We start from the raw sequence: 24,072 nt of genomic DNA, 5'->3' as shown, positions 1-24,072 counted from the left end.
AGTTTAGCACCTATCCTCATCAAATTAACCTTGACTATCGTAAAAAATACTCTTAAAACTTGAAGGATATTCACATTCTTCCTTTAAGATTCATGGCAAGCTTAATTGGTTTAAGGCAGTACGTGATCATAGGTTTTTTGTTGTTGAACTCGCCATTACATGCCTCTTTTATTGAGCAAACAATGGGAACTGCCGTGGTGAAGGATGCTACAGCCGTTTATTTTAATCCGGCCGCATTAACTATTTCGCCTCATCAACAACTTATCCTTTTGAGCACCCTAGCAAGAGCGCAATTTCAGTTTAATGGGAGTGCGCAAAATATACCTTTTGGGATTACCGAGTCGGGTTCAACCATCTCAAAATCCAATTTTTTCTTGCCTTCCGTATACCTAAGCATCCCTATGAATGAACGATTTGTCGCAGGTTTTGCTGTCGTTGCGAATGATTTTAATCGCGAACTGGATAACAACCCAATTCTTCGCTATATCCTTGCACGAAATCAAACGAATAATATTGATTTTATTCCCGCGCTAGGCATTAAAATCAATCAATTTCTTTCCATAGGAGGAAACATTAACTTTACCTATGCTCATCTCATCCAGGAGCCTATTACTGCAGGCATACCCCGTTTGAATATTCCTGAAAGCCGCAGCTTGAATGACACTCAAGCAAACAGTTTGGGAGGTGACTTCGGGATTCTTATTAAACCCGGTAAAAAAACAGCTTTGGGATTTAATTACCGTAGTGCAGTGACTTATAATTTACAGGGCAGTAGTACAATAACCGGTTCGCCAGGTATTTCTTCGGATGATTATCACTTTAAATACTGGACACCAGCAAGAAGTGTCATGACACTAAGCCATTTTCTCAATGAAAAATTAGGCTTTTTAGGAACGGTTCAATACCTGCAATGGAATATCTTTAAAGAAGTTTCTGTGTATAATTTTGCAACGCAAGCCGCCTCCCAAGTCTTCATCGTCCCCAGGGCACGCATTAATTATCATTTTCATAATGGTTGGCTTCTAACCTTAGGGACAATTTATCAAGTTTCACCAAAGTGGGTAGTCCGAGTAGCAGGAACATACAATCAGTCCCCCTCAAATGGGAAATTTCAAATAGGCCCTGGAGACAGTTTGATTACTGGTTTTTCCATGGGATATCAATTGATGAACCATCTCACTGTTGATTTCGGATATGGCCATGCTTTTTTTAAAAAGGAACCTATTGATATCCAAATCTCCCAGAATATTATAACTGGCATCAATGAAGGCGCCCATGACGCTGTCTCACTCAAATTTACGCTCACTGCTTAATGGTGATTACAATAAGCATGTTCTGGTGAGTTCGAGAATAATACACTTTGGGATATGGATATCTCACGAAGCTTGAGCAATTAATCCGTGGTCCTGTCATTCCTGCATAGCCGACTGTTGTTTTGTTGAAAGAATTTAAACAAACACAATAAAAAGGCTAAAATATATTAAAACAATAGGTTGAGTAATTAATGGAAATCACCATTCAGAATGAATTCTGGTTATTATGGTATAATTTCATCCATTTTAATGAAGACGTGTTCCTATGAATATTTTATTGTGTTTGAAAGGTTTTATTGCAACTGTTGATAATAAAAGCTTTTCAAAGGCCGCGCAAAAATTATATGTTTCACCATCTAAATTAAGCAAACAAATTACTTGGCTAGAGGATGAGTTAAAAACCAAATTATTTCAGCGTTCTACAAAGGGATTAATTGTGACTGAATCAGGAGAGAGACTTTATAGAGAGGCATTGAGACTTTTTGAACAATTAGGTGCGGTTAGAGAGATTGCGACTCCAAAACCATTAGAATTACAAGGTCAAATTACACTGTATCTTACGGTGACGCCTGCAATACCTTATTTAACTGCATTAAGTATTGAGTTCATGCAAAAATACCCCAAAATGGAAATTGAGATTATTGTAGGATCTGATTCAAAAGAACTTTTATCTACTGCATTTGATGTGGCCATTTCATTTGATGATGTCAATTCCTCAAAACTCATTTGCAAAAAATTATTTGCCATTCAACGAGAGGTATTTGCATCACCCGCCTATATCAATCAATATGGATTTCCCGAAACAATTGAGCAATTACAAAAGCATAATTGCTTGATTAATACCCTTTATGGACTTCAAAATAAATGGATATTCAATAAAAAAATTGTCCATGTCTCAGGAAACTTTAAAAGTAATAACGCAAGTGTTTTAAAGCAGGCTGCCATTGCTGGCATCGGGCTACTATGGGCTCCGTATTTCTCAGTCTGTGAGGAAATAAAAAATGGCACATTAATTCCAGTATTAACTCAAGAAACTTCTCCAGAAATTAATCTTTATGCAATTTATCCAATGTATTTAGTCAATGAGCCTAAAATTAATTTACTGTTGAACTTTTTCTGTGAAAAAGCCTTATCAACACAAATTACCTCTTCCTTTGTTGATAATAAAAAATGAGGTTTGTGGATTTTAAGAGGAAGATGGAAGACATTGAAAAATAGTTAATACTTAAATCCTTTGATGAAGAAGCCCTAAAATCCCCCTCCTAAAATTTCTTATGCACTCGCATTTCGATGGGAGTCTTTTCCCCAAAATACTTATTGAAGTGAATAGATTTCTGTTAATTCCTTTCATGAAAAAGAGCTTAGAGCTTATTTCTTAATAGGAAAAATTTTCTTTCCAAAAAAGTATATTCTCACTCGTCATTACATTGAATAAAGTTTACGCAACCAAACCATAGCCAACTATCCAGGAATACCAACCAATGAAGTTCGCCCTACACCTTTGTAGGCAACCATATCCTCAGTGGTATTCAGATCATCATTAGGAAATTCAATGCAAGATAAAATAGAAAAAAATGATTCAGCAGATGCGGCAGATAGTGTAAAACAATTTAATATAATGAATGAAAAATTGCTCCCTCAGCGAACTAACATAAACAAAGAACACGCAGCTGAAGAAAAAAAAATTCATAAAGCATTTAAAGAATATGAAACAGCCATTGAAACGATTCTGGCTATCCATCAGAAAGACATCGGAACGGAGGCCAGTCAAGTTTTAATTACTTTATTAGAACACTATGTAGCAAAAATAAATTCTCCCTTACAGCGCTGCTCCATGTTGCTTCACTCAAATCAAAGAAATGACCTTAAGCTTGCGAAGCACTGTCTTACCCTGTTAAAGCCTAATCCTGATTCTAACTCTGTAGGTGATCAAGCCATCTATGATTTACTGAAATACTGGAATCAACATCCTGATGAATTGGACATCAAACAAGGTACATCACAAATACTATGCGCCTTCTTTTCTTGTTACAAACACTATATCCACCTGTCTGATAAATTGACCGAGCAATTACGGGTTCACGATTTTTGGCGAACTACTGTTTATAATCAATGGATTTCTCCTATTCTGAATGAGATAGATGATGAAAACGATGATGTAAAAAAGCACGCTTTTGAAAAACTGTCTGCCCTGCAAAAATGGATACCTGGGTATCAGACCGGTTATCAGAAATATTTTACTCAGCGTATATTATTGAAATTGGAAGACCCTAGACTTGACCTTGAAAGCCAGAAAATACTGATAAAAAGTCTTATTAATTTACGAGCTTGGATTGCTCCGTCTTTGCACAGCAGAATTATAGAGCGCCTTACTGTTCTTATAGGCAATACCGATTTAGATATGAAGCTGAGTGCAAAAATCGCATTAAAAAAATTAATGGATGATAAAACCTGCTCTATTCAAATTGACGAAGCGATTGAACACTTACTCAAGAGAAAAGAGCGAACTCAGTTACTTCGATTAGATAAAGTCTCCATACATTATATTCTTTTTGAGCTCGATTTTCTCAGTGTGTTTGCATCTTCTTCCATGCAAGTGAAACTGATGTTGCATTTCATTCAGGAATTTCTACAGACATCCGATCCTTTTCTTGAAGGCCTTTTTTGTCATTCACTCGCCCAAATTCCCGCAGCCCTACCTGAACTACCTGAAACAATGCGAGAAGGAGTGATTGGAAAAATAACTCAATTATTAAGCTTTGATCGAAGGAACAATCCTGAGCTGGGCATGAATTTTGAATCTTATTGTGAACTCTTCATGCGTATCAAGGACAGTATGGACAGGATCTCACAAGAAAATATTTGCTATGATCTTTTTAAATATTATCTAGAATACTCCTACGATGAGTATATTCAGCCTGTTACCAAGCGGCGTCCTCAGCTCATTGCGATGATGTCTGCGGAAAAACGACTCCAGCTTGTTGAATACGCATTCTCTCTATTACTAGCCGAATTCAATCCCGCTATATATGAAGATCGGAAATTTTTTTATTTATTATCTCAAACAGAAAGAGTAAGAGCGCTCCAGATTATAACTACCTTAATCGATACATCACCTGATAAAGTGAAAATGCATACTCAATTTTTTAATATGCTTTTGACGATTTATAAGGATGAAGATGAGGCTAATGTTACTCGGTTAACTGCTCAAGAAATACTTACTACATTCAACTGGTATCTATCTGATGAATTTAAGAACACAACCATTGATAGTCTGTTTGCTTTAATCGATCAACCCAAAATCCCTTTGTTCTCTCCCCCAAATAACCATTCCGCTTTTACGTTAAAACTGATCAAGCATCTCTCATCATCAATGGGTAAAACAGCGTATACCACCTTAAATGATAAGTTACTTGCCCTTTTTCATGCAAAAGATAATCCATTGTTACAATTTGATATTGTCCAAACACTGGCGGACATACAACCTCAGCTTGATAAAGATAAATGTATGGATGTTGCCCTGTCTTTAATTAGTTTTTTACAGAATCCTACCAAAAACAGAACCATTAAAGAGGCCATTGTTCACTTCATTGCACTAGAACAAAAACGACTGTCTTTACCTGTTTATGAGTCTGCTATTCCTGTGCTAAGCCACATCATTGCACAGAAAACGAAACATAAAAACTTACAAAGAGCCGCCTATAAAGCGTTACGTCAATTTAGCACTTCCAACTGTAACTCCGAACAAAAAGAACAAGTGACTGGGGTTTTACTTAAAACCATCAAAAAAACAAAAGATCCTCATATCTGGAAAGGACTTTTCAAAACAATCGTTGCATTAAAGGATTGGCTATCTCCCAAAAAGAAAGAGTTTTTTATCAATTACTTAATGGAAAACATAGACGATACTGCTCAGGACATCACTCATTATCATTTTTTTAAAACCCTTTTTCTTTTAAGGGATTGGTTACCCGCTGAACAGCAATCTTCCCTACTCCAAGCAAAATTAAAGAACTTTCTTCTTAATCTCAACTACAATTCTAGAGGAGCTTATGAGGTACTTGAGGACTTAACGCCTGTGCTAAATGAAAATGAACGGATCTTCGTTATTCGCCATTTGATTGCAAATTTGGATCATCTTCATCTCAATTTGGTACATAAACTATTCGTAACACATGCTGCAGTCCTCAGTGAAAATGATCAGATCACCTTGCTTACCCGCCTGGAAAAACTTGGCTCCCATGCAGAAAGCGATACAGCAAATGAAGCCAGGTCGAACTTTATCGAGATTTACAATCTTTACTCTCAAAGTATTGTAGAAAAACTCGTGTATCAAGCAGCTCAACAACATCATTTACCCATCGAGGTGACGCAACATATCTGGAGTTATACTCTGTAATAAGTCCGCTTGAGCCCAAAATCAAATTAGAATAAACCAGAATATTATATAAAATTAAGTGATTGTCTTGGATTCGTAATAACGCAAATGATATAGACTTAAGTACAATCTTTGATGAGAATAATGAAGTCAAAAATAATATCAGACAGGGATAATTATAAAGAATGATATAATTTAAGATACTCTGTTCTAACGATTATAATAGGAGTTGCCGGTGAGTAAGGCTTTTACTAAAGAAGATGATGAGTATTCAGAACCAGAACGTCCAGACTTGTCGTTACCCAGTATTAAAAATTATATGACTCCTAATGGATTTGCAATGCTGCAAAATGAATTACGAAATCTAATGAGTAATGAACGGCCGGAAATTGTAAAAGTAGTAAGTTGGGCAGCAAGTAATGGCGATCGATCGGAAAACGGGGATTATATTTATGGAAAAAAGCGTTTACGTGAAATTGACCGACGCATTCGTTATTTGACGAAACGTTTAGAGAGCGCTGAAATAGTCGATCCAAAACTTCAAGTGGGTCTTACTCAAGTATTTTTTGGCGCCACTGTCCAATACATCAATGAACATGGTGAATCACAGTCGGTCAAAATTGTAGGTCTGGATGAAGCAGATATTAATGTAGGAAAAATAAGTTGGGTTTCCCCCTTAGCGAAAACATTATTGAAAGCTAAAGTTGGAGAGAGTAGGACATTACGGGTTGGTGATAAAGAATCTATTTTAACGGTGACCAATATTTCCTACATCGAATAATTTTATAGAACAAACAAATGCCTTTTACTTATCATTACAAACAACCTGATGAATATCGTTTTAGTCTTGATTCAATCCAGCTTGCGAAATTTGTCGCCACACAATTCAAATCCCACCCAGATCTTGGTTCATTACGTGTATTAGATCTTTGCGCAGGTTGTGGGGTCATTGGATTTGAACTGTCGTGGCATCTTCAAGCAATCCGGCAAATTGATTTTATCGAGATCCAGGATATTTATACTGAGTATTTTTATCAAAACTTGGCACACATCAATCGACCTGAATTGCAATTCCGCTGGCATCTTTTAAATTATGATGCATTACATGAAAAAAAATGGGAAGGCAAATTTGATTTGATTATCAGTAATCCACCCTATTTCCATCTTGGCCACGGAATGCTTTCACCTTCCCAATTTAAAAACCGTTGTCGGTTTTATTTAGATAGCTCTTTTCAGAATTACATTCGAGCACTAGAAAATTCGCTTGCAAAGAAAGGCAAAGCTTACTTTTTATTACGACCATTAAAACACCATGGTTTTGATTTATTTTCTGATATACAAAAAATACTCCAGGACTCATCAGCAACAGCAAAAAAAATATCACATGTCCGTGGTACGGATGTTATCTTATTGGAAAAATTGCATTGACTTTCTTTACCAAGGATTTAACCCCATCTGCCATCATTTTGTAACAACATTAATAAAAAATAAACAACAATATTTTTTCTGTGTTAAGCTTGGCTAATAGAAGAAAAATGAGTTTGGTCATGATTAAAATTGGGCAGTTTAATAAATTAAAAATGGTACGGGAAGCTCCTTTTGGGGTGTATCTTCAAGGAGGCGAATGGGGCGAAATTTTACTACCCAATAAATCCGTGCCTAAAGGAGCTCTAGTTGGTGATGTGCTGGATGTATTTGTTTATTTTGATTCAGACGACAAAATTATTGCAACAACAGCACGCCCTCATGCCCAATTAGGTCACTGTGCTTTTTTAAAAGTGATTGATGTGAATGCTGTAGGTGCTTTTCTTGATTGGGGATTAGACAAAGATTTATTAGTACCCAAACCAGAACAACTTCGTCCTATGGAAAAAGGGAAATCTTATCTGGTCTATTTAAAGCAAGATAATCAGGGGCGCATTATTGCGAGCTCAAAAATCGATTATTTTTTGGATAAGACAGAGGCTCACTTTAAATCTGGGGAGGAAGTTAGTCTACTTGTTGCTGATAGAACACCTTTGGGGCAAAAAGTGATTATCAATAACAGTCACTGGGGATTAATCCATGCAGGTGATATTTTTCAAACTTTAATTTATGGCAAAAAAATAAAAGGGTACATTAAGAAAGTACGTGAAGATGGCAAAATTGATGTTGTTTTAAGACAAATAGGACAAAACAGTATTAATGAATTAGCGCAACGTATTATATCTAAGCTTGAGCAAGCAGGTGGTTTTTTAGCGTTACATGATAAAAGCTCTCCTGCAGAGATCCAACAAATATTTGCAGAAAGCAAAAAAAATTTTAAAAGTGCACTTGGACAACTTTATAAACAGGGTTTGATTCATCTTGAAGAAAAAGGAATTCGTTTACAAACCGTAGAAAAGAACATATAAACCACTAAACTTCATTCAATCATATACAACCCATTTAGAAGCTTTAAAAGTAAGCAGCCTTTTGATGAAGGACTTCTTTGCCTTTAAGGCTCGCATTTACGCTAACTGGTTATGAGTAATATGCTCTATAAGTTTGGTGTATCCGCAGAAATTGTTCCCTATTTACCAGTTCAACTCCTTTACTTGCCATAGATCTGGCTTATGTAAAAAAATAGCCGTATAACCCAGTTATACCATTTCTCAAGCATTCAATCAATTTCCGCTCAAATTGCTTGCATATAATACTTGTTGTCTACTATATATTATTTATGATCAAAGTTAATTCATTTGAATATGCAAACCCAGTACGAGCTCTATCGAGAAAATTTGGATCGTGAAAGAGTCAATCATGAAATTATTTCTTCAGGAACAGTTATTGCCCGAGGAGTTGCTGCACCCTATGAAGGTGCACCCACGCCATGCGTTGCCGCACAGTTTCCTCTAATTGAACCTAACCTACAATATGTTTACACCGATGCTTTAACGGGATGCGCAGGCATAATAGCCATCTCTGGTGATGCGGTCCCACCCGAAACTGATTTTAAATCTTCCAGTGTTCTTATCATTCATGACAAAGGTGGGGATAACTTAAATTCATCGGAAAAGCTGTTAGAAGAGTTTATCATTGCTGAGCAAAAAGCCGGTCACACCAGAATGAGATTGATTTGGGGAAATGGTGTTATTGAAGGCGCTGTTCTGCCAACCCATAGACATATTACGGAAAGAATGGTAGGTCGGCTGGCTCAAAATTATCCGCATCTGGACATTAAACATTTACCGAATCAAATGGTATTAGTTGCTGATAAACAAGGAAACCCGCTTAATTTATCTGGAACACCATTGGCTAAGGTGCCAACTATGGATAGACTGAATCAAATGAGCCTAGAGGATATCTGCCTTAAAGATCAAGTTGATCTTAAATTTGACCGGCCTTTTCAAAAGGAATTTATACCTACTATAGCTAAAGCAGAAAAAGTGGTCGATCATCGTAATCTTATTGATGCGGCCTTAAAGGAAGGGAAATTTCCACCGATTTGGTTGCTACAATCTAATGAATCTTTGAAGGCATATCTTGACACAAAAACAGCCAAACTTCCTTCAGAGGGTCAGGCTGCGATAGACCATGATAAATTGATAGAAAAATTCAAAAACCATTCCAACAGTTTTTTGAAAGAGATTGGAAAGAAATTAGATGACTATACAATAAGGCATGGGATATACTCATGGTCCTCGTCAAATGCGAGTAAAGCCGAATTAATGAGTCGAAAATATTGGGCTTTGCTTTGTATGGGAACAGAGCTAATGGAAGGTCTCGATAAAAAACCAGTGCGCAAGGAGATTTTTGATCAGGATTTCTTAAAAAAATGGATACCAAAATCCATGAATGCCACTTTTTCTTCAAAAGCATCCTCATTCGTTGAAAAAGCAAAAAAATTTGTAGATTCGCAGAGAATAAAAACAATTGATGGTAGTAAAAAACCAGAACAAACCTTTAGGCACGATGCTAATGCACCAGAAACGCACAGATCAACTGACGAATTATCAACCACTAATCCCAAGTTTTAATAGATATCAATTTTTAAATTTCATTTCCTACCAAAGGAATTTCGAACATTGAGAAAATCTTTTGTTTGAATTTATATCTTTAAATGCAGCGTCAATTCAAAGCGATTCAGCTACTTCAACTGAGCTATCAGTACTACTTCTTTTTTTCACAGCCAATTAATGTCTATACTTAACGCATAATGCATTATACTTATACATATACTTTACACGAATTGATTTTCCTTTTTGAAGTATGTTGTATTTAGGAGTGTTCGTATGAGTTTTGGGAAAAGCCTACTAGGTCTTTTCAAAACAAGGCCTCAAAGTATTACCCAGTTAGCGTCGGCAATTGAGCATAATATACCCTATTATAGAATTCACGGTGGTTGTCCGGAGAACGGTTTGCCAACAAGGGGTAATTTTGACAGAGTCACTATTGAAGCATTAGTCAAATACATATCGGTGAACAAACCGCTTGTAGCCTATGGAGGAACTGTGCTTCTTGAAAACTTGTTCACTGGATTTTTACAAGGTAAGAAAGTCGAAAATGGAGTAAGTGGATTAATTGTGGGAGTCCCTGGAAGAGTTATCGAATTATCTTCACTCTATGAACCTTTACTTGATTATTTTACTGGTTTAAATCCAGAAGAAGCTACTAATGCAGTTGCAAATTTTATAAAAGAGAATGAAGCAATAATTGAAAATTTATCTGAAGATCGCATCATTGCTTATGTAACTGACTTAGAAGATTTGATGCAAGGAGAACCTGTACGAAATCACTTCGCTGATTTAAATCCCTTATTACCTGAAAAACTAACCATACATGAACTGCAAGATACTGATTTTGTACGTGAATTATGGGAGGGGATGACCTCTAAAAATTCGTTGAGAAGTGAATAATCAGTAACCCCCCCCCAATACTCGCCATGCATTAGGAACACTTCACCTTTCTATGCCTCTCTTTATGAATAATAGTACTTAATATTTTCTTAATAATTTCTCTATATATTTATTAGTCTTGTATAAAAAAGGTTTATTATGAAATTTGAAAATTCTTTATTTGAAGAACGCTTTAATGACTACTGGAATAGAAATGTTGTGGTATTAGATACCATCATTCGCAATATTAATATGCAAAATTTATTTGCAAATCGAGCTAATGTTGGAGATCTGATTAAATCCTATCAACAGCATGTACGGAATATGTTATCCAATTTATTTCGTCAAGAGTCTATGTTTGAAGACAAAGGATATGTACAGGAATACAGGAAAAACACCATTGAACAAGCACATGAGGATCTCGCTGTCTATTCACGTTTATTTCCGGAATATCAAGAAACCATAACTGAATTTTTAAACGCTATCGATAAGGATTCATCTTTAAAAATTGATGAGGCTCCATCGCTTGCTTACAAGTTCGCTAAATAATACAGATAGATCATTGCCTGTATCAATGATTTAAGAAATTAATGCAGGCGAAATCCATAGTAAAGTAGTTGTCATTCCAAAATATAAAGGAATCCATTCCTGATAAAATTGATATTTAAGCTAATTCTCCACCTGGGTGGAGATACCTGTTACGATACTCGAGAATTATTAATAGCAGTACAGCCCTATTTTCCTTGTTGGGAGTGTGCTAATTAATTGATTCAGCAGAATATCTTCTTTGAATTGATTCATTGTGATCCAAATCTTCCGTATGATGCTGAAGTCTCTTCGCTTTATCCATATCAAAGAAGTATGGGGAATAGGTTGATTCCTCTCTTGGTGATTTTTTAACAAAACAGAAAAACGTTGCTTTTGCTACGTCGTCTACAGAGCGAATGTCCTCTTTAACCAATGTAAATCCTAGTTGCCCCATAATCGCATCAAGAATGTTTTTGGAAAAATAATGCGATTGATATTCAGATTTAAATTTTGAAACAGCTTTCATGGCATCTTCAGGGGTAGGAATTTGATTTTTATCAATACTATATCTTAGGTTTAATAAAATATGAGAGAGATCTAAAACATCGTCATCAAAACAATTCGCATGTTCGGATAAAAAGAGAATCCCACCCGGCTCTAAAATTTGACTTGCCTGTTTTAAACTGTCAAATTGCGCCTTGAAAGAAGGAAAATGATGTAATGAATGATTATACATCACCACAGCAAACTTTTTTCCGTTAAGCGCACCTAATAAATCATTCCCATCATAGACATAATGGCGGTTAATTTGTTCCATATACTCATTTTTGTTTTTCTTATCACTACTGTTTTCCCCACCCCAATCAATATTCGATTGAATATCAATAGCATTTCCTTCCATCTTAAGTGCTTCGCTCACTAAATAAGTCATAGCGCAATCACCTGCCCCTACATCTAGGAGCGCTTTTCCCTTTAATCTCGTTCTACTTTGTGGGGATAAGCCTGAAGTAATAATACGAGCAATATTTGCGGCTTTGGACATCTGATATTCCTTATCAGTCATAACAAATCCATGTTTATTTTGCATTCCCAATGTAAGGTACCATTGATGAATTGTTGCCGCACATACTTCATCCGAAGTATCTATAGGATACTCTTGCAGCGTTCTCATTAAATCCAATACTGCTTTTTGATCTACATCTGCAAAAGTGTAAAAAAAAACGTTTCTTACATCTTTTTGACGACTCTGAGATTTTAATAATTTAATTATTTGATTGGGCTTTAATATTTGCGGATCAGTTTGTGAAATAGATTCAGAAATTATTGTTTCATTTTCATTATCAAGATAATGAGTACCATTCAAATTTGTTGTCATATCATCTCTTTACTCAATTGGATTGAGTGGTCATTATATGCTAATTATTAGTATTTTTAAATCATAGTGGTTTTGTTTTTTTCATTTAGTTTAAATTAACCTTAATCTATCGAAGCAGCAAATGGTGTACCCTGATGAACAGGGTCACTATGGGATGAAAAATTAAAGCAAGCAACAGTATTACTCAAGGTTTTCTTAAGGAACCGGAATAGCAAACAAATTCCAAGCGATGTTTTAAATTAGGAAATATTTTTCTGTGCTTTTTCCGCAGCTAAATAAACACTAATAATGGTAATCACTGCCAAGATAATGAGATAGACTGAGACAGGCCACGTATGATCATGAGCCCACTCTACCAGACCGGTAGCAATTAATGGAGTTAATCCTCCAGACAATGCTGCTGATAAATGATAAGCAATTGCTGTTCCACTATAACGGATGCGTGTTTTAAAGAGCTCCGAATAAAATGCTGCCTGAGCCCCATGCATCATTGCATGAGGTCCACACATCCCCAAAATTACGGCAAAAAAAATCAAATGCGGGCTTTTTGATTGCAACATCCAAAAAAATGGGAATGCAAACAAACCCATCAATAAAGCGCCACAGATATATACTGGGCGACGTCCAATTAGATCCGAAACCATACCGAAATATGGAATCAGTAGCATTTCAAAAATGGACCCCAACATTACGGCATAAAGAAGAAGGGTTTTTGATAAATGCAGATTATATGTCCCATAACTTAATATAAAAACGGTTAAAATATAAAAAGAAGAACTCTCAATTAAACGCGCCCCTATTGCTAGCATAAAGTTTTTAAAATGGGAGCGCAGCATTTCTAAAGCTGGAACTTTGGGTGGTCGTTTATTTTTGGAGGCCTCTACAAAAACTTTACTCTCCATAATTTGTAGTCGAATATAAAGTCCAACAAGAACTAGAACAAAACTGAGTAAAAAAGGAATACGCCATCCCCATGCTAAAAACTGTTCCCTAGGAAGCGAAGAAAAAATAAGAAATACCGCAATGGAAATAACCAAGCCAAATGGAGCCCCTGCATTTGGCCAACTTGAATAAAATCCTCTTTCCTTTTCTCGGCTAACCTCAGCAGACATTACCACTGCACCAGCCCACTCCCCCCCAACAGCTATTCCTTGAATACATCGCAAAATCACAAGTAAAACTGGTGCAAATATCCCTATTGTGCTGTATGTAGGAAGTAACCCTATCATAAAGGTAGATGCCCCCATCAGGGATAACGTGATAATAAGCATATTTTTTCTACTTATTCTATCCCCAAAGTGACCAAAAATAAGTCCCCCTAATGGCCTAGCAAAAAAGCCAACTGCATAGGCTGCATACGCGGCCATGATTCCTGCTACAGGACTAATTTTGGGGAAAAACAGTGTGTTGAAAAAAAGAGCGGAAGCAGTACCAAAAAGATAGAAGTCATACCATTCAATTGTTGTGCCAATCAAACTTGCAATAGAAACTTTTCTTGAAGCTTTAGATTTAGGATCGCGTCGTAGTATTGCCATAATTCCTTATAATTAACAATAGGATACCTTATTTTATCCTATATGAAATCCCATCAGAATGCGAGGATTACTTCAATCTATCTGAATTCTCTTTGTAACAGTTCATTTTGCTATTTCATTAACAAATTATGTCATCGCAAATAGCTATCGGAATAATCAATAAACCCTGTGTAAGAAGAGTTTCTTGGGCCAAATGCTGTATGTGAATACCGGGCACATAAACTCGCAGTATGATGCCTAGAAAGTACTAGAGTAAAAGCCCCTGTTATTTTCTTTTCACCATTTTGCTACTAAACTAAAATCGACGATTAGAACTTTGAATCTAGGATAAGGAAATCCGATATGAGCTATTTAGAGCTTATAACAAAAACACTGGATAAATTTGCGCAAAATTTGATTGCGCTTATTCCTAATATCATTGTCGGTATTATTTTTGCTTTTGTGACTTACTTTGTCGCAAAAATAGTTAGTCGACTCGTCAGTTCTCTTTTACCCAGAATGGCAATTCGTGCCAATTTGGTCACTATTTTTCATAAGCTGACCCTTATCATGGTTTGGTTCGTTGGAATATTAATCATTTCAGCCATCATATTTCCATCAGTAACCACAGCCAATGTCTTAGCAACTTTGGGATTGACCTCTGTTGCAATTGGTTTGGCATTTAGGAGCATTTTTGAAAACTTTTTTACCGGCTTTTTACTTTTACTCAGAGAGCCCTTTAGTATTGGTGATTTTATCATCGTTGATTCACAACAAGGCTATGTTTATCGTATTTCCGTGCAAAACACTCATTTACGTAAAACAGATGGAACTCGTGTCTACATCCCCAATTCTAAATTGTATACTAATACTGTAGTGGTATTAACTGATACGCCGCTAAGACGAAAAAAAATTGGCTGTAGTGTTGATTTTGGTACAGATGTGGAAAAAGCACGTTCAGTGATTGCCAAAGCATTGGAACGATGCGAGACTGTTTCTAAAGATAAATACATTCAAATTTATGTAGTTTCATTTTCTTCGAATGGAATTGATTTTGAAATATATTGGTGGACAAAATCCAAACCAAGCGACCAACGCCGTTCACTCGATGAAGTACTCACAAGCATTAAAAAAGCACTTGACGATGAAAAAATACCAATGACCTACTCTACCCCGTTAAGTTTTGTGGAACCTTTAGCAATAAAAAACAAAGGAAATCATGATGACTCTGATGATCACTAGATCGAATAAGCTCAGATTTGCTCGATTAGCACTATACTGAATCAATTAAAAAGCATAGAATCTACTTTTATTCGCGTATCTTATTGCCTATCTATTTGGATGTTCAAAATGAGTCAACTTCTAGACCTATCTCTTTTAAAAAAAAATCGTGATTTCAGGCTGCTCTATTTTGGGCAATTTATTTCATTTATAGGCACCATGATCACTAGCGTCGCCCTGCCCTATCAAATTTATCAAATGACCCAATCAACACTGATGGTCGGATTATTAAGCTTAGTGCAATTATTACCTCTATTAATTACTGCCCTGATTGGTGGGGTATTTGCAGATCGATACAATCGTCGCGGATTATTGATCATGAGTGAATTACTCCTTGCTGTGGGCTGTTGCATGCTTGTACTTAACTCCTATCAAGCTGACCCCTCTCTAATCCTTATTTTTATCGTTTCAGCTTCTATGTCAGCGATTAACGGCTTACATCGTCCTGCTTTTGATAGTATTGCGCAACAGATTGTTGAGCCCAATGATTACAAAAATATGGGGGTTCTTGCTACATTTAAATTCAGTTTTTGTATGATTATTGCTCCAGCTATATCTGGACTCATCATTGCTCAATACGGCATTATAATTACTTATTTAATTGATTTAATTACTTTTTTTATGTCATTAGTCACTTTAATTAGACTGCATAATATTCCCAAACCCGTACAGCACGAGCATCCATCCATTGTCTCTTCGTTAAAACAAGGAGTTTCCTTTGCTTTTAATCGACAAGAATTAATGGGAAGCTATCTTGTTGATTTTATTGCGATGGTTTTTGCATGGCCTAACTCCTTACTCCCTGCTATAGCTCAATCATTCGGTGGCGCAAAAACTTTGGGTTTACTTTATTCTGCACCTGCTGTAGGTGCTTTGATTATTTCATTTTTCAGTGGTTGGACCGCAAAAATAGATCGTGATGGTAAAGCCATTGCAATTGCCGCTGCGCTATGGGGAGCTGCAATTATTGGATTTGGTTTATCCAGTTCACTTTGGCTTGTCCTATTTTTCCTGGCGCTTGCTGGTGCTTTTGATGCTATAAGTGGAATATTTCGTGCCACTTTATGGAACAATACCATTCCAACAGAATATCGCGGCAGATTAGCAGGCATCGAAATGATCAGTTATTTAAGTGGACCTAAATTAGGAGATACCCGAGCCGGATTTATCGCATCCAGTTTTAGCATTACCACCGCTTTGATATCCGGTGGGGTATTATGCATTATCGGGGTGACTGTTTGTTGCCTGGCCTTTCCTAAGTTTTGGCGTTATCGATCACATCAACCATAGCCTGGTCTCGTCATCCCGAGCGCAGCGAGAGATCTCCACCCTCTAGCACAAGGTTAAGATGAAATAGGCCTCCCTGCGCTCGCAATGACAAAACCGCTAAGCTATTTTATATGCGGCATGAGTGAATCAAATCAAATTTTGGATTGTATTCCTTTGCTTTTACATCAAAAAGCGACAACAGCGTTGAAAATAAATAATCATGCGATATAGGATCAGATTGCTTATTAAGCAAACAATTTTCTTTCATGGCTAATTGTTTCGATAATCCTTCTGATAACCAGAGAATCATAGGAACCTTCTTTTGTTCGTCCGGAGCCATAAAATATGGTAACCCATGAAGAAATAAATTATGTTCACCAAGTGACTCACCATGATCTGATACATAAATTAATCCTGTATCATGGGATTTAATATTATGTAACAAATCAATTGCTTGAGCCAATATCGAATCTGTATACAAAATTGCATTATCATAAGTATTTACCAATGCTTTTTGCGAACAAGTGGATAAATCCGTGGTTTCACAGATAGGAGTCCAATGTTTAAATTGTTCTGGGTAACGTTCAAAATAAGCTGGACCATGATTACCAAGCATATGCAAGATGATCAGCTGATCCCCTTTTTTATTAATAATCCGTTCCTGAAGTTGATGCAAAAGAACCTCATCATAACAACGCTTGTTTTGACATAGAGCATCCTTTTTTAATTTTTCAAACATGGAAACTTCACATACCCCTTTACAGCCTGATTGATTATCACGCCACAAAACAGAAACATTGGTACGATCCAGTAAATGGAGCAAAGATTCCGTTTGATCAATTTTCGCGCTGTTGTATGCATGCATGCCATAATGAGAAAACATACAGGGCAACGAAACTGCTGTTGTCGTACCACAACTAGTGACTTCACTGAAATTAATCACTTGACGTTTAGCAAGTTCTGGGGTTGTTTGTCTATGATATCCATTTAAACCCCAGTTTCCAGCACGAACCGTCTCACCAACAACAAGAATAATAACTCGCGGTTTACTATTTTCAGGGCGTGGAAGCTTATGCGCATCTGTTCCAATCTTGATTTTTGTCTTATCCACACGCGCCTGTCGCGCTCTCCAATATGCTTTTGTTGAAGATGAAATGATATTTAAGGGGGTAATTAAATAGATGATTTGCTTTCTTTCCCGATGAATTGGACCAAGTTCGTGAAATATAGCCCATGAACCACCAAACATCATACACAATGACAAAAAAATAGTTCCTAATCGTCCAGCCCAATAGGAAGGAAGGCTTCTTTTATAAATTTTGATATGCCAAATGATCCAGCAAGGAAGTACTCCTAGGAATAGAAAATAAGGAAGAATACGCCACTGCAAAAACTCACTACTCTCCTGATAGTCGGTGCTCACAACATTGGTAATCATGGTGGGATCAATGTACACATGAAATGTATTCATGAAATACACAGCAATAGAGGTAACCAGCAACAGCCCCATGGTAAACCATTTGAAAGTCCAACGATTAATCACTAAAAGAAGTAAGAACCACTGCAAACCTGTGATTGCAGTTGCTGTACAAAAAATAATAAACCAGGTATATGGATTCGCTAAGTCTTTACCTTGAAGTAATTCTGTCCAGAAAGAGCTGTTACATGCTAAGGTAAAAAAAAGACTACACACTAAGGTGATCAGTTCACTAGACCAATAACTTGTACGACTTGTTTTGATAACTTTCTCCTCAAAATAGAGGCGTATTTTACAAATTTTTTTTAATATTTGATAGTGATTCTTATTCAGCTTTATCTTTACACTACAAGAGACTGATTTAGATAACAAAATGGAAGGTCTTAAAAGAGTTTTCGTGATCCACTGGCATTAATGTTCACGGATCACGAATTAAAACTTAAGTGGGATACTTCAACCAAACAGGCATTACCTTATTCAGGTACACCATAAACTTCCATAACCCCACCTGAGACTCGACATTGCCATAAATATCAGTCTTTGTCTCGGGATAAGCAATACCTAAACCAAACAATCCCGGCCCAATGATGCCGACATAGGGATTATGACGCGCATTTTCGTAATCACCAATTACAATGCTTTTTCGTTGCTCAAAACCTACTGCATAAACTACTTGGTCACATTCGGGTAAAAAACGTGCAATATTAGGTTCACTGAGATTATAACGAACCAGATTAGAGGGTAAAACACCATCAATATGTTCTCGAGCCCAAGCCGCAGTTTGACCCTTAAGTCCTGTATTATCGAAAAGAATCCAATCATCCATTTCAATGGCATAACGGCATGGAGAGCGATAAAAATTAATCACTTTTTTAACCTCCAATTCGACAAGATGCTTTAAAATAATAATTGCAGAATGTGATGAACCGAATACACCAAAAGTCTCATCTCGCTGAATGACAGAAGACAGTTTCTCTTTATCAATTGCGGTATCAAAAGGAATTACATTAACACCGGGATAATTTAATGTAGACGGCAGTGCACCTGTAGCTAATATGACATTTTTAGCTTGATAGCTTTTTGAGTCTGAACATAAAGACCATAGACGCTTGGATAAGAACATACTATGAATTGTTGTTTTTACTGATTGAACCTTTTGTAATAAATGTTCCGTAATCCACTGTAAAGGTTCAACAATGAAACTTAAAGTGCATGTTTGATCAACGGGTAAATGATTTAATTGAAAATCAAGAGGTGCATCTTGGTAATGAAAAGAATGAACTGCCAATAAAAAATCTTTAAAAAATTTTACCTTTGTATTACTCGAAACATTATACCAATGCAGTCCTAAATCACCGACCTTAAAATGGGGGTCAATCCATAAAATATCATCTGCTATAATACCATTATCTAATAACTTCCCGATTGCTGCGATCCCCGCAGGACCGGCTCCTACCACTGCCCATTGATATGTTTTCTTATCCATAATCCTTATTCACACGTATTAACCAACACACAAGTACCTGAACTACAGTCATCTATTGTTTGGCATGAAGGATCATAATAACCTTCCGCAGGCACTCCAATAACCACACCGGTATTATCATTCAAATTATCATCATACCAAATATCATCTGTATTCACATTAATCCCATCTCCATACCAATCATCATTGTGATAGTAATTGCCATGGTAATTATCATAATTACCATTATTGTGATACCCATTATTGTACCCAGTATTTGGCGGAGGTGCGCCATGGTAGCCGCCACCAACATGTCCCTCAAAAGCAAAAATAGAAACACTGATAAGAAAGCATAAAGCAAACAGGAAAACGCGAGCACATACTTTCATTTTCTTTCCTTAGAGTAAGCGGCCAGATCTTAATAAAGTATAGTACTCGAAATGAGAGTAAGTGAAACAAAATTTTACGCCAAATAAATATGAATTTTGAATGATTATGATACACTCGAGTAATTGTTTACCCTTATGAAAAAGTATTATGATTTATCTATCAATTCCTCCTGGCAAAGTCTTTAAAAAAGTTGTTGAAATCGACGAACATGGTTGTCCTAAAGAAGCCAAAGATTGTTTTGTTGATCTGGAAGATGGGTCCATAATTGAGTTGCAAGACTTAATTAAGAGCGCCTTACAAAACATGGGAAGAAAAAGTCATATTACTTTAGAAGCATTTACTATATATTTGAAAACACCGCCTAATACCGAAGATTATTTTTTGGCTTATACTCCAAATCATAATGGTAAATATCCAACTGAAGTAGAACCGGAAGTTGTGATGGGAAAGAACGTTCAGAAATATAATCCAGGAGCACATACTAAATACGGATCTTTTTGGCATAGCGAACTTTATTTGAAAGCCGAAAAAAAATTACAAGTAGCAGAAAAAATGTTAGAGCAGAAAGAAAATCGTCAACATGTTGGCGATAGCCCTAACCCAACCTAAGATTTAAAAATAAAAACCAATTGAGACCGTGCTAATCCGGCGACAAATTGGATTCGATGACATATACAATCAGTTATGCTAAGATGGCTTTCGTTCCAAAACCATGGATACATACAGCGTTTACTTAGCCTACACTATATATATTGTAACAAAATCAAATAACAATTTTGGATCATCCTATGGCAGTTACTATAAAGACCCCTGATGAAATCGAAAAAATGCGCGTTGCCGGCAAACTTGCCGCAGAAGTTCTTGAGATGATTGGACCTCATGTACAAGAAGGCATCACCACTGATGAACTGAATACTATTTGTCATGACTACATCGTGAACATACAAAAAGCGATTCCTGCTCCTTTAAATTATAATGGGTTTCCAAAATCCATTTGTACCTCAGTCAATCATGTAGTATGCCATGGGATCCCAGGAAAAAAAGTTTTAAAAGATGGCGACATTATTAATATTGACGTCACCGTAATCAAAAATGAATATCACGGCGATACAAGTAAGATGTTCATTATTGGTACGCCATCAGTCAAAGCAAAGCATGTAACTCAGGTGGCTCATGAGTGTTTGTTTATCGGAATTGACATGGTAAAACCCGGAGTTCATTTAGGCGATATAGGCCATGCTATCCAACAGCATGCAGAAAAAAATCGTTGCTCTGTTGTCCGTGATTATTGTGGCCATGGCATAGGACGTATTTTCCATGAAGATCCCCAGGTACTGCATTATGGTGTACCTAACACAGGAATGAAACTGGAGCCCGGGATGACATTCACAATTGAGCCCATGATCAATATAGGCAAACACCACACTCGTTTATTGCCTGATCATTGGACTGTAGTCACTAAAGATCACAGTCTTTCAGCCCAATGGGAGCATACCTTATTGGTTACCGATGATGGTGTAGAAATTTTGACTCTGCGCGATGAAGAACGAAAATAAACCTACAAAAGCTCATCCCTTTACACAAGCACTCGATGCAGAAACAAAAGGGATGACCTTAGAATTGCAACATCTTAAAAACTCTCTAAGACAATTTAAAGAAAAACTACGAGAAGAATTCGATTATAAAACCAATATTACCACCATTATTCGTAAGCTCGTTGTCTTCATCGATGAACTAGTAATTAGTCTATTCACTAAAAATCAATTGGATCATGATGTTTTTTGCCTTCTCGCCCTTGGCAGTTATGGGCGTAGAGAACTGCACCTCTATTCTGATGTCGATATATTGTTGCTTCATACTGATACAGTTTCTAAATCACAATTACAGCGCGCACAAAACTTTATCCAGGATTGCTGGGATGTGGGATTGGATCTCAGCCATCAAATCACTAGCGTTTCCTCGTGTGCGGATCTCGCAAGTCAAGATGTTGCCGTGATTTCAAGTCTGATGGACATGTTTTTATTATGCGGTCGGGGCGCATTAATGGAAGAATTGACTTATCAAATCCATCCCCTACACATGTGGACAAGTCATGATTATTTTTTGGCAAAACTTCAAGAGCAAAAAAAAACGCGATGCCAAGTATGGTGAAACAGCTTATAACTTGGAACCCAATGTCAAATATGGCCCTGGCGGTCTGCGAGATTTGCACATTCTACTCAGCATTGGTAAGCGTCATTTTAATATTAAAAAATTAGCTGATGGCATAAGCTATGGATTCATTACGGATAAAGAATATGAAAAATTAACATACTGCCAGCATTTTCTCTGGCGCGTACGTTTTGCCTTACATGTATTAGCTGAAAAAGCGGAGGAACGCTTATCTTTTGATTATCAGATTAAATTAGCTCAGTTTTTTGGCTATAAAGATAAACCTCATTCACTAGCCATAGAACAATTTATGAAAGATTACTTTAAAGTAATTAAACGGAACAGAGAACTCAATGAGATGCTATTACAATGGTTTGATGAAACCATTGCGCACTCCCCCAAGCAAAAATTATTTCATTTAGATAATGAGTTTCAACTGTCTAATAATTACATCGAAGTAAGAAATACCCGTATTTTCATCCATCATCCCCAAGCGCTATTAAAATTATTTCTTTGGATAGCGAAACGCCGAGATATTGAAGGGGTCAGAGCGAATACTATTCGATTAATTAGAGAATCTCTCTATCTGATGAATAAACGTTTTAAAGCATCTTCAGAAACAACAGAATTGTTTATGAACATTCTTAAAACAGAGGATGGACCTTATAAAGCCTTACATCGAATGAGCCGATATGGTGTTCTAGCCCATTATCTTGAATGCTTCGCTGTGGTCACCGGTCAAATGCAATATGATTTATTTCATGTCTATACGGTAGATCAACACACATTATTTGTTATTCGCAATCTATCACGTTTCAAAGAAAAAAATTATGCAGAGCAATTTCCTCTCTGTGTACAAATCATGTCTACTTTAAACAAACCTGAACTACTCTACCTAAGTGCTTTATTTCATGATATAGCCAAAGGAAGAGGCGGCGATCATTCCGAGCTGGGTGCAGTTGAAGCACTGCATTTTGCACAAAATCATCATCTTGAAAAAGAAGATAGTGATTTGCTTGTGTGGCTTGTGCGAAATCACCTCATCATGTCACAAACTGCTCAGCGTCAAGATATTTATGATCCCAATACAATAAAGAATTTTTGCCAACTCTTACCCCACCCCCACTTTCTGGATTATTTGTATCTGCTTACTGTTGCTGATATTTGTGGAACTAATCCCACGTTATGGAATTCTTGGAAAGACTCCCTACTTAAAGAGTTATATCGTGCTGCCAAACATATGTTGCATAAAGAACAAGAATTAATGGATGAAACAGAGCTGATTAAAGTACGAAAACACTACGCTTTATCGATATTAGTTGCTGAAGGAATTGCAGCAAGCATGGTTGAAGATTTATGGGAACAATTCAAAGACAAATACTTTTTACATGAGTCTCCCGAAATCATAGCCCGTCATACTAAAGCAATCCTTGCATGTACAAAATTTCCCTTAGTGATGATCATGCCTCACCATAGCCAGGGAGGAACGGAAGTTTTTATCTATATGCCTCACCGGGATGATCGATTTGCCATTGCGACAACGGTCTTAAGTAACCATAATGTCACCATTCAAGAAGCAATGATCCTTACCTGCGATAATCAATATGATTTGGATACCTACATTATTTTAGATGAGCAAAATCAGGCATTTTTTGATAAACAACGCTCGCATGATATTCAACACGCTTTGTGCATCCATTTAGCAAAAACAGGACAACTGCCCGCCATAGCCCGAAAAAGACTTTCAAGAGCTTTGGCTCATTTTAATGTCAATACTCAAATTCATTACAACGATGACTTGACCTCTCATCAGACTCGATTGTTTTTGGTCACTGGAGATAGACCTGGCCTACTAGCGACTATAGGTAAGGTATTTTCCACTTTAAATATTCATTTACACAACGCAAAAATTGTTACCGCAGGGGAACGTGCAGAAGATACATTTTATATTACAAATCAACACAATCAGCCATTAAATCATGACGAAAAAGAAGTTTTAAAACAAAAGCTAACTCAGGAATTACTAGTCTCTTCAAAGTAACATCTCAAGAAATATAGAACATCTTAACAAAGGA

18 protein-coding genes and 1 pseudogene are annotated in these 24,072 nt (G+C 36.6%); 14 read left to right on the top strand and 5 right to left on the bottom strand.

From position 1 onward, the window contains the following. Positions 1–92: 92 nt before the first annotated feature. From EL022_RS10125 to EL022_RS10085, 9 genes are all read left to right on the top strand, one after another. A complete protein-coding gene (locus tag EL022_RS10125) occupies positions 93–1,313 on the top strand; it encodes an OmpP1/FadL family transporter (RefSeq protein WP_237761278.1) in 1,221 nt (406 codons plus the stop codon). 265 nt (positions 1,314–1,578) lie between these two features. After that, positions 1,579–2,487, top strand: coding sequence for a LysR family transcriptional regulator (locus tag EL022_RS10120; protein WP_028381790.1), 909 nt, complete (start codon positions 1,579–1,581; stop codon positions 2,485–2,487). Positions 2,488–2,865: 378 nt separating this feature from the next. Further along, the gene (locus EL022_RS10115) at positions 2,866–5,712 is read left to right on the top strand and encodes a hypothetical protein (protein ID WP_028381791.1); all 2,847 of its coding nucleotides are present in this window, start codon (positions 2,866–2,868) and stop codon (positions 5,710–5,712) included. A gap of 214 nt (positions 5,713–5,926) precedes the next feature. Continuing rightward, positions 5,927–6,472: a transcription elongation factor GreB gene (greB, locus tag EL022_RS10110; protein WP_028381792.1), complete on the top strand. Its 546-nt coding sequence runs from the start codon at positions 5,927–5,929 to the stop codon at positions 6,470–6,472. A 17-nt stretch (positions 6,473–6,489) separates the two neighbouring features. Beyond that, the gene (locus tag EL022_RS10105; RefSeq protein ID WP_028381793.1) at positions 6,490–7,119 is read left to right on the top strand and encodes a methyltransferase; all 630 of its coding nucleotides are present in this window, start codon (positions 6,490–6,492) and stop codon (positions 7,117–7,119) included. A 119-nt stretch (positions 7,120–7,238) separates the two neighbouring features. Continuing rightward, positions 7,239–8,084 carry a CvfB family protein gene (locus EL022_RS10100; RefSeq protein ID WP_028381794.1) on the top strand — a complete coding sequence of 282 codons (846 nt, stop codon included), beginning with the start codon at positions 7,239–7,241 and terminating at the stop codon, positions 8,082–8,084. A gap of 333 nt (positions 8,085–8,417) precedes the next feature. Further along, entirely contained in the window at positions 8,418–9,689 is a 1,272-nt protein-coding gene (locus tag EL022_RS10095; protein WP_028381795.1) for a hypothetical protein, read from the top strand. Positions 9,690–9,944: 255 nt separating this feature from the next. Then, positions 9,945–10,568, top strand: a complete 624-nt coding sequence (locus tag EL022_RS10090) for a hypothetical protein (protein WP_028381796.1) — start codon at positions 9,945–9,947, stop codon at positions 10,566–10,568. A gap of 138 nt (positions 10,569–10,706) precedes the next feature. Further along, positions 10,707–11,096: a hypothetical protein gene (locus EL022_RS10085; protein ID WP_028381797.1), complete on the top strand. Its 390-nt coding sequence runs from the start codon at positions 10,707–10,709 to the stop codon at positions 11,094–11,096. A 208-nt stretch (positions 11,097–11,304) separates the two neighbouring features. Here the strand turns inward: EL022_RS10085 and EL022_RS10080 are convergent, their stop codons facing one another. Together EL022_RS10080 and EL022_RS10075 are read right to left on the bottom strand one after the other, a co-directional pair. After that, the gene (locus tag EL022_RS10080) at positions 11,305–12,450 is read right to left on the bottom strand and encodes a methyltransferase domain-containing protein (RefSeq protein ID WP_028381798.1); all 1,146 of its coding nucleotides are present in this window, start codon (positions 12,448–12,450) and stop codon (positions 11,305–11,307) included. 239 nt (positions 12,451–12,689) lie between these two features. Continuing rightward, the gene (locus tag EL022_RS10075; RefSeq protein ID WP_028381799.1) at positions 12,690–13,985 is read right to left on the bottom strand and encodes an MFS transporter; all 1,296 of its coding nucleotides are present in this window, start codon (positions 13,983–13,985) and stop codon (positions 12,690–12,692) included. Between the two features lie 342 nt (positions 13,986–14,327). On the opposite strand from EL022_RS10075, the gene EL022_RS10070 reads away from it, so the two are divergent. Beyond that, the gene (locus tag EL022_RS10070) at positions 14,328–15,206 is read left to right on the top strand and encodes a mechanosensitive ion channel family protein (protein WP_051544492.1); all 879 of its coding nucleotides are present in this window, start codon (positions 14,328–14,330) and stop codon (positions 15,204–15,206) included. A 108-nt stretch (positions 15,207–15,314) separates the two neighbouring features. After that, positions 15,315–16,535, top strand: coding sequence for an MFS transporter (locus EL022_RS10065; protein WP_028381800.1), 1,221 nt, complete (start codon positions 15,315–15,317; stop codon positions 16,533–16,535). A 106-nt stretch (positions 16,536–16,641) separates the two neighbouring features. Here EL022_RS10065 and EL022_RS10060 read toward each other — a convergent pair whose 3' ends face one another. The 3 genes from EL022_RS10060 to EL022_RS10050 all read right to left on the bottom strand — a co-directional run bounded on the left by EL022_RS10060 (position 16,642) and on the right by EL022_RS10050 (position 19,845). Further along, the gene (locus EL022_RS10060; RefSeq protein ID WP_272947078.1) at positions 16,642–18,219 is read right to left on the bottom strand and encodes a phosphoethanolamine transferase; all 1,578 of its coding nucleotides are present in this window, start codon (positions 18,217–18,219) and stop codon (positions 16,642–16,644) included. A gap of 211 nt (positions 18,220–18,430) precedes the next feature. Next, positions 18,431–19,477 (bottom strand): FAD-dependent oxidoreductase, encoded by a 1,047-nt coding sequence (locus EL022_RS10055; RefSeq protein WP_028381802.1) that lies wholly within the window; start codon positions 19,475–19,477, stop codon positions 18,431–18,433. A 5-nt stretch (positions 19,478–19,482) separates the two neighbouring features. After that, positions 19,483–19,845 (bottom strand): hypothetical protein, encoded by a 363-nt coding sequence (locus EL022_RS10050; RefSeq protein ID WP_028381803.1) that lies wholly within the window; start codon positions 19,843–19,845, stop codon positions 19,483–19,485. A 148-nt stretch (positions 19,846–19,993) separates the two neighbouring features. Here EL022_RS10050 and EL022_RS10045 point away from each other — a divergent pair, with 148 nt between their 5' ends. The 3 genes and pseudogenes from EL022_RS10045 to glnD all read left to right on the top strand — a co-directional run bounded on the left by EL022_RS10045 (position 19,994) and on the right by glnD (position 24,038). Next, on the top strand, positions 19,994–20,455 hold the full coding sequence (locus EL022_RS10045) for a hypothetical protein (protein ID WP_028381804.1): 462 nt from the start codon (positions 19,994–19,996) through the stop codon (positions 20,453–20,455). Positions 20,456–20,634: 179 nt separating this feature from the next. Further along, on the top strand, positions 20,635–21,402 hold the full coding sequence (gene map, locus EL022_RS10040) for a type I methionyl aminopeptidase (RefSeq protein WP_028381805.1): 768 nt from the start codon (positions 20,635–20,637) through the stop codon (positions 21,400–21,402). A 52-nt stretch (positions 21,403–21,454) separates the two neighbouring features. Further along, positions 21,455–24,038 (top strand): annotated as a pseudogene (glnD, locus tag EL022_RS10035) ([protein-PII] uridylyltransferase). Positions 24,039–24,072 lie beyond the last annotated feature (34 nt).

The sequence above is a fragment of the Legionella cherrii genome, from assembly GCF_900635815.1.
GTDB lineage: Bacteria > Pseudomonadota > Gammaproteobacteria > Legionellales > Legionellaceae > Legionella > Legionella cherrii.
The sequence above is the reverse complement of the archived record's forward strand: the minus strand, read 5'-3'. Positions and strand labels throughout refer to the sequence as shown.

Excerpts from the sequence above, each read along its gene's own strand:
- EL022_RS10075 (WP_028381799.1), bottom strand. The coding sequence starts at position 13,985 with ATGGCAATACTACGACGCGATCCTAAATCTAAAGCTTCAAGAAAAGTT.
- EL022_RS10120 (WP_028381790.1), top strand. The coding sequence starts at position 1,579 with ATGAATATTTTATTGTGTTTGAAAGGTTTTATTGCAACTGTTGATAAT.
- EL022_RS10115 (WP_028381791.1), top strand. The coding sequence starts at position 2,866 with ATGCAAGATAAAATAGAAAAAAATGATTCAGCAGATGCGGCAGATAGT.
- EL022_RS10095 (WP_028381795.1), top strand. The coding sequence starts at position 8,418 with ATGCAAACCCAGTACGAGCTCTATCGAGAAAATTTGGATCGTGAAAGA.
- EL022_RS10090 (WP_028381796.1), top strand. The coding sequence starts at position 9,945 with ATGAGTTTTGGGAAAAGCCTACTAGGTCTTTTCAAAACAAGGCCTCAA.
- EL022_RS10050 (WP_028381803.1), bottom strand. The coding sequence starts at position 19,845 with ATGAAAGTATGTGCTCGCGTTTTCCTGTTTGCTTTATGCTTTCTTATC.
- EL022_RS10125 (WP_237761278.1), top strand. The coding sequence starts at position 93 with ATGGCAAGCTTAATTGGTTTAAGGCAGTACGTGATCATAGGTTTTTTG.
- EL022_RS10055 (WP_028381802.1), bottom strand. The coding sequence starts at position 19,477 with ATGGATAAGAAAACATATCAATGGGCAGTGGTAGGAGCCGGTCCTGCG.
- EL022_RS10045 (WP_028381804.1), top strand. The coding sequence starts at position 19,994 with ATGATTTATCTATCAATTCCTCCTGGCAAAGTCTTTAAAAAAGTTGTT.
- EL022_RS10070 (WP_051544492.1), top strand. The coding sequence starts at position 14,328 with ATGAGCTATTTAGAGCTTATAACAAAAACACTGGATAAATTTGCGCAA.
- EL022_RS10065 (WP_028381800.1), top strand. The coding sequence starts at position 15,315 with ATGAGTCAACTTCTAGACCTATCTCTTTTAAAAAAAAATCGTGATTTC.
- EL022_RS10085 (WP_028381797.1), top strand. The coding sequence starts at position 10,707 with ATGAAATTTGAAAATTCTTTATTTGAAGAACGCTTTAATGACTACTGG.
- EL022_RS10080 (WP_028381798.1), bottom strand. The coding sequence starts at position 12,450 with ATGACAACAAATTTGAATGGTACTCATTATCTTGATAATGAAAATGAA.
- map (WP_028381805.1), top strand. The coding sequence starts at position 20,635 with ATGGCAGTTACTATAAAGACCCCTGATGAAATCGAAAAAATGCGCGTT.
- EL022_RS10100 (WP_028381794.1), top strand. The coding sequence starts at position 7,239 with ATGATTAAAATTGGGCAGTTTAATAAATTAAAAATGGTACGGGAAGCT.
- EL022_RS10105 (WP_028381793.1), top strand. The coding sequence starts at position 6,490 with ATGCCTTTTACTTATCATTACAAACAACCTGATGAATATCGTTTTAGT.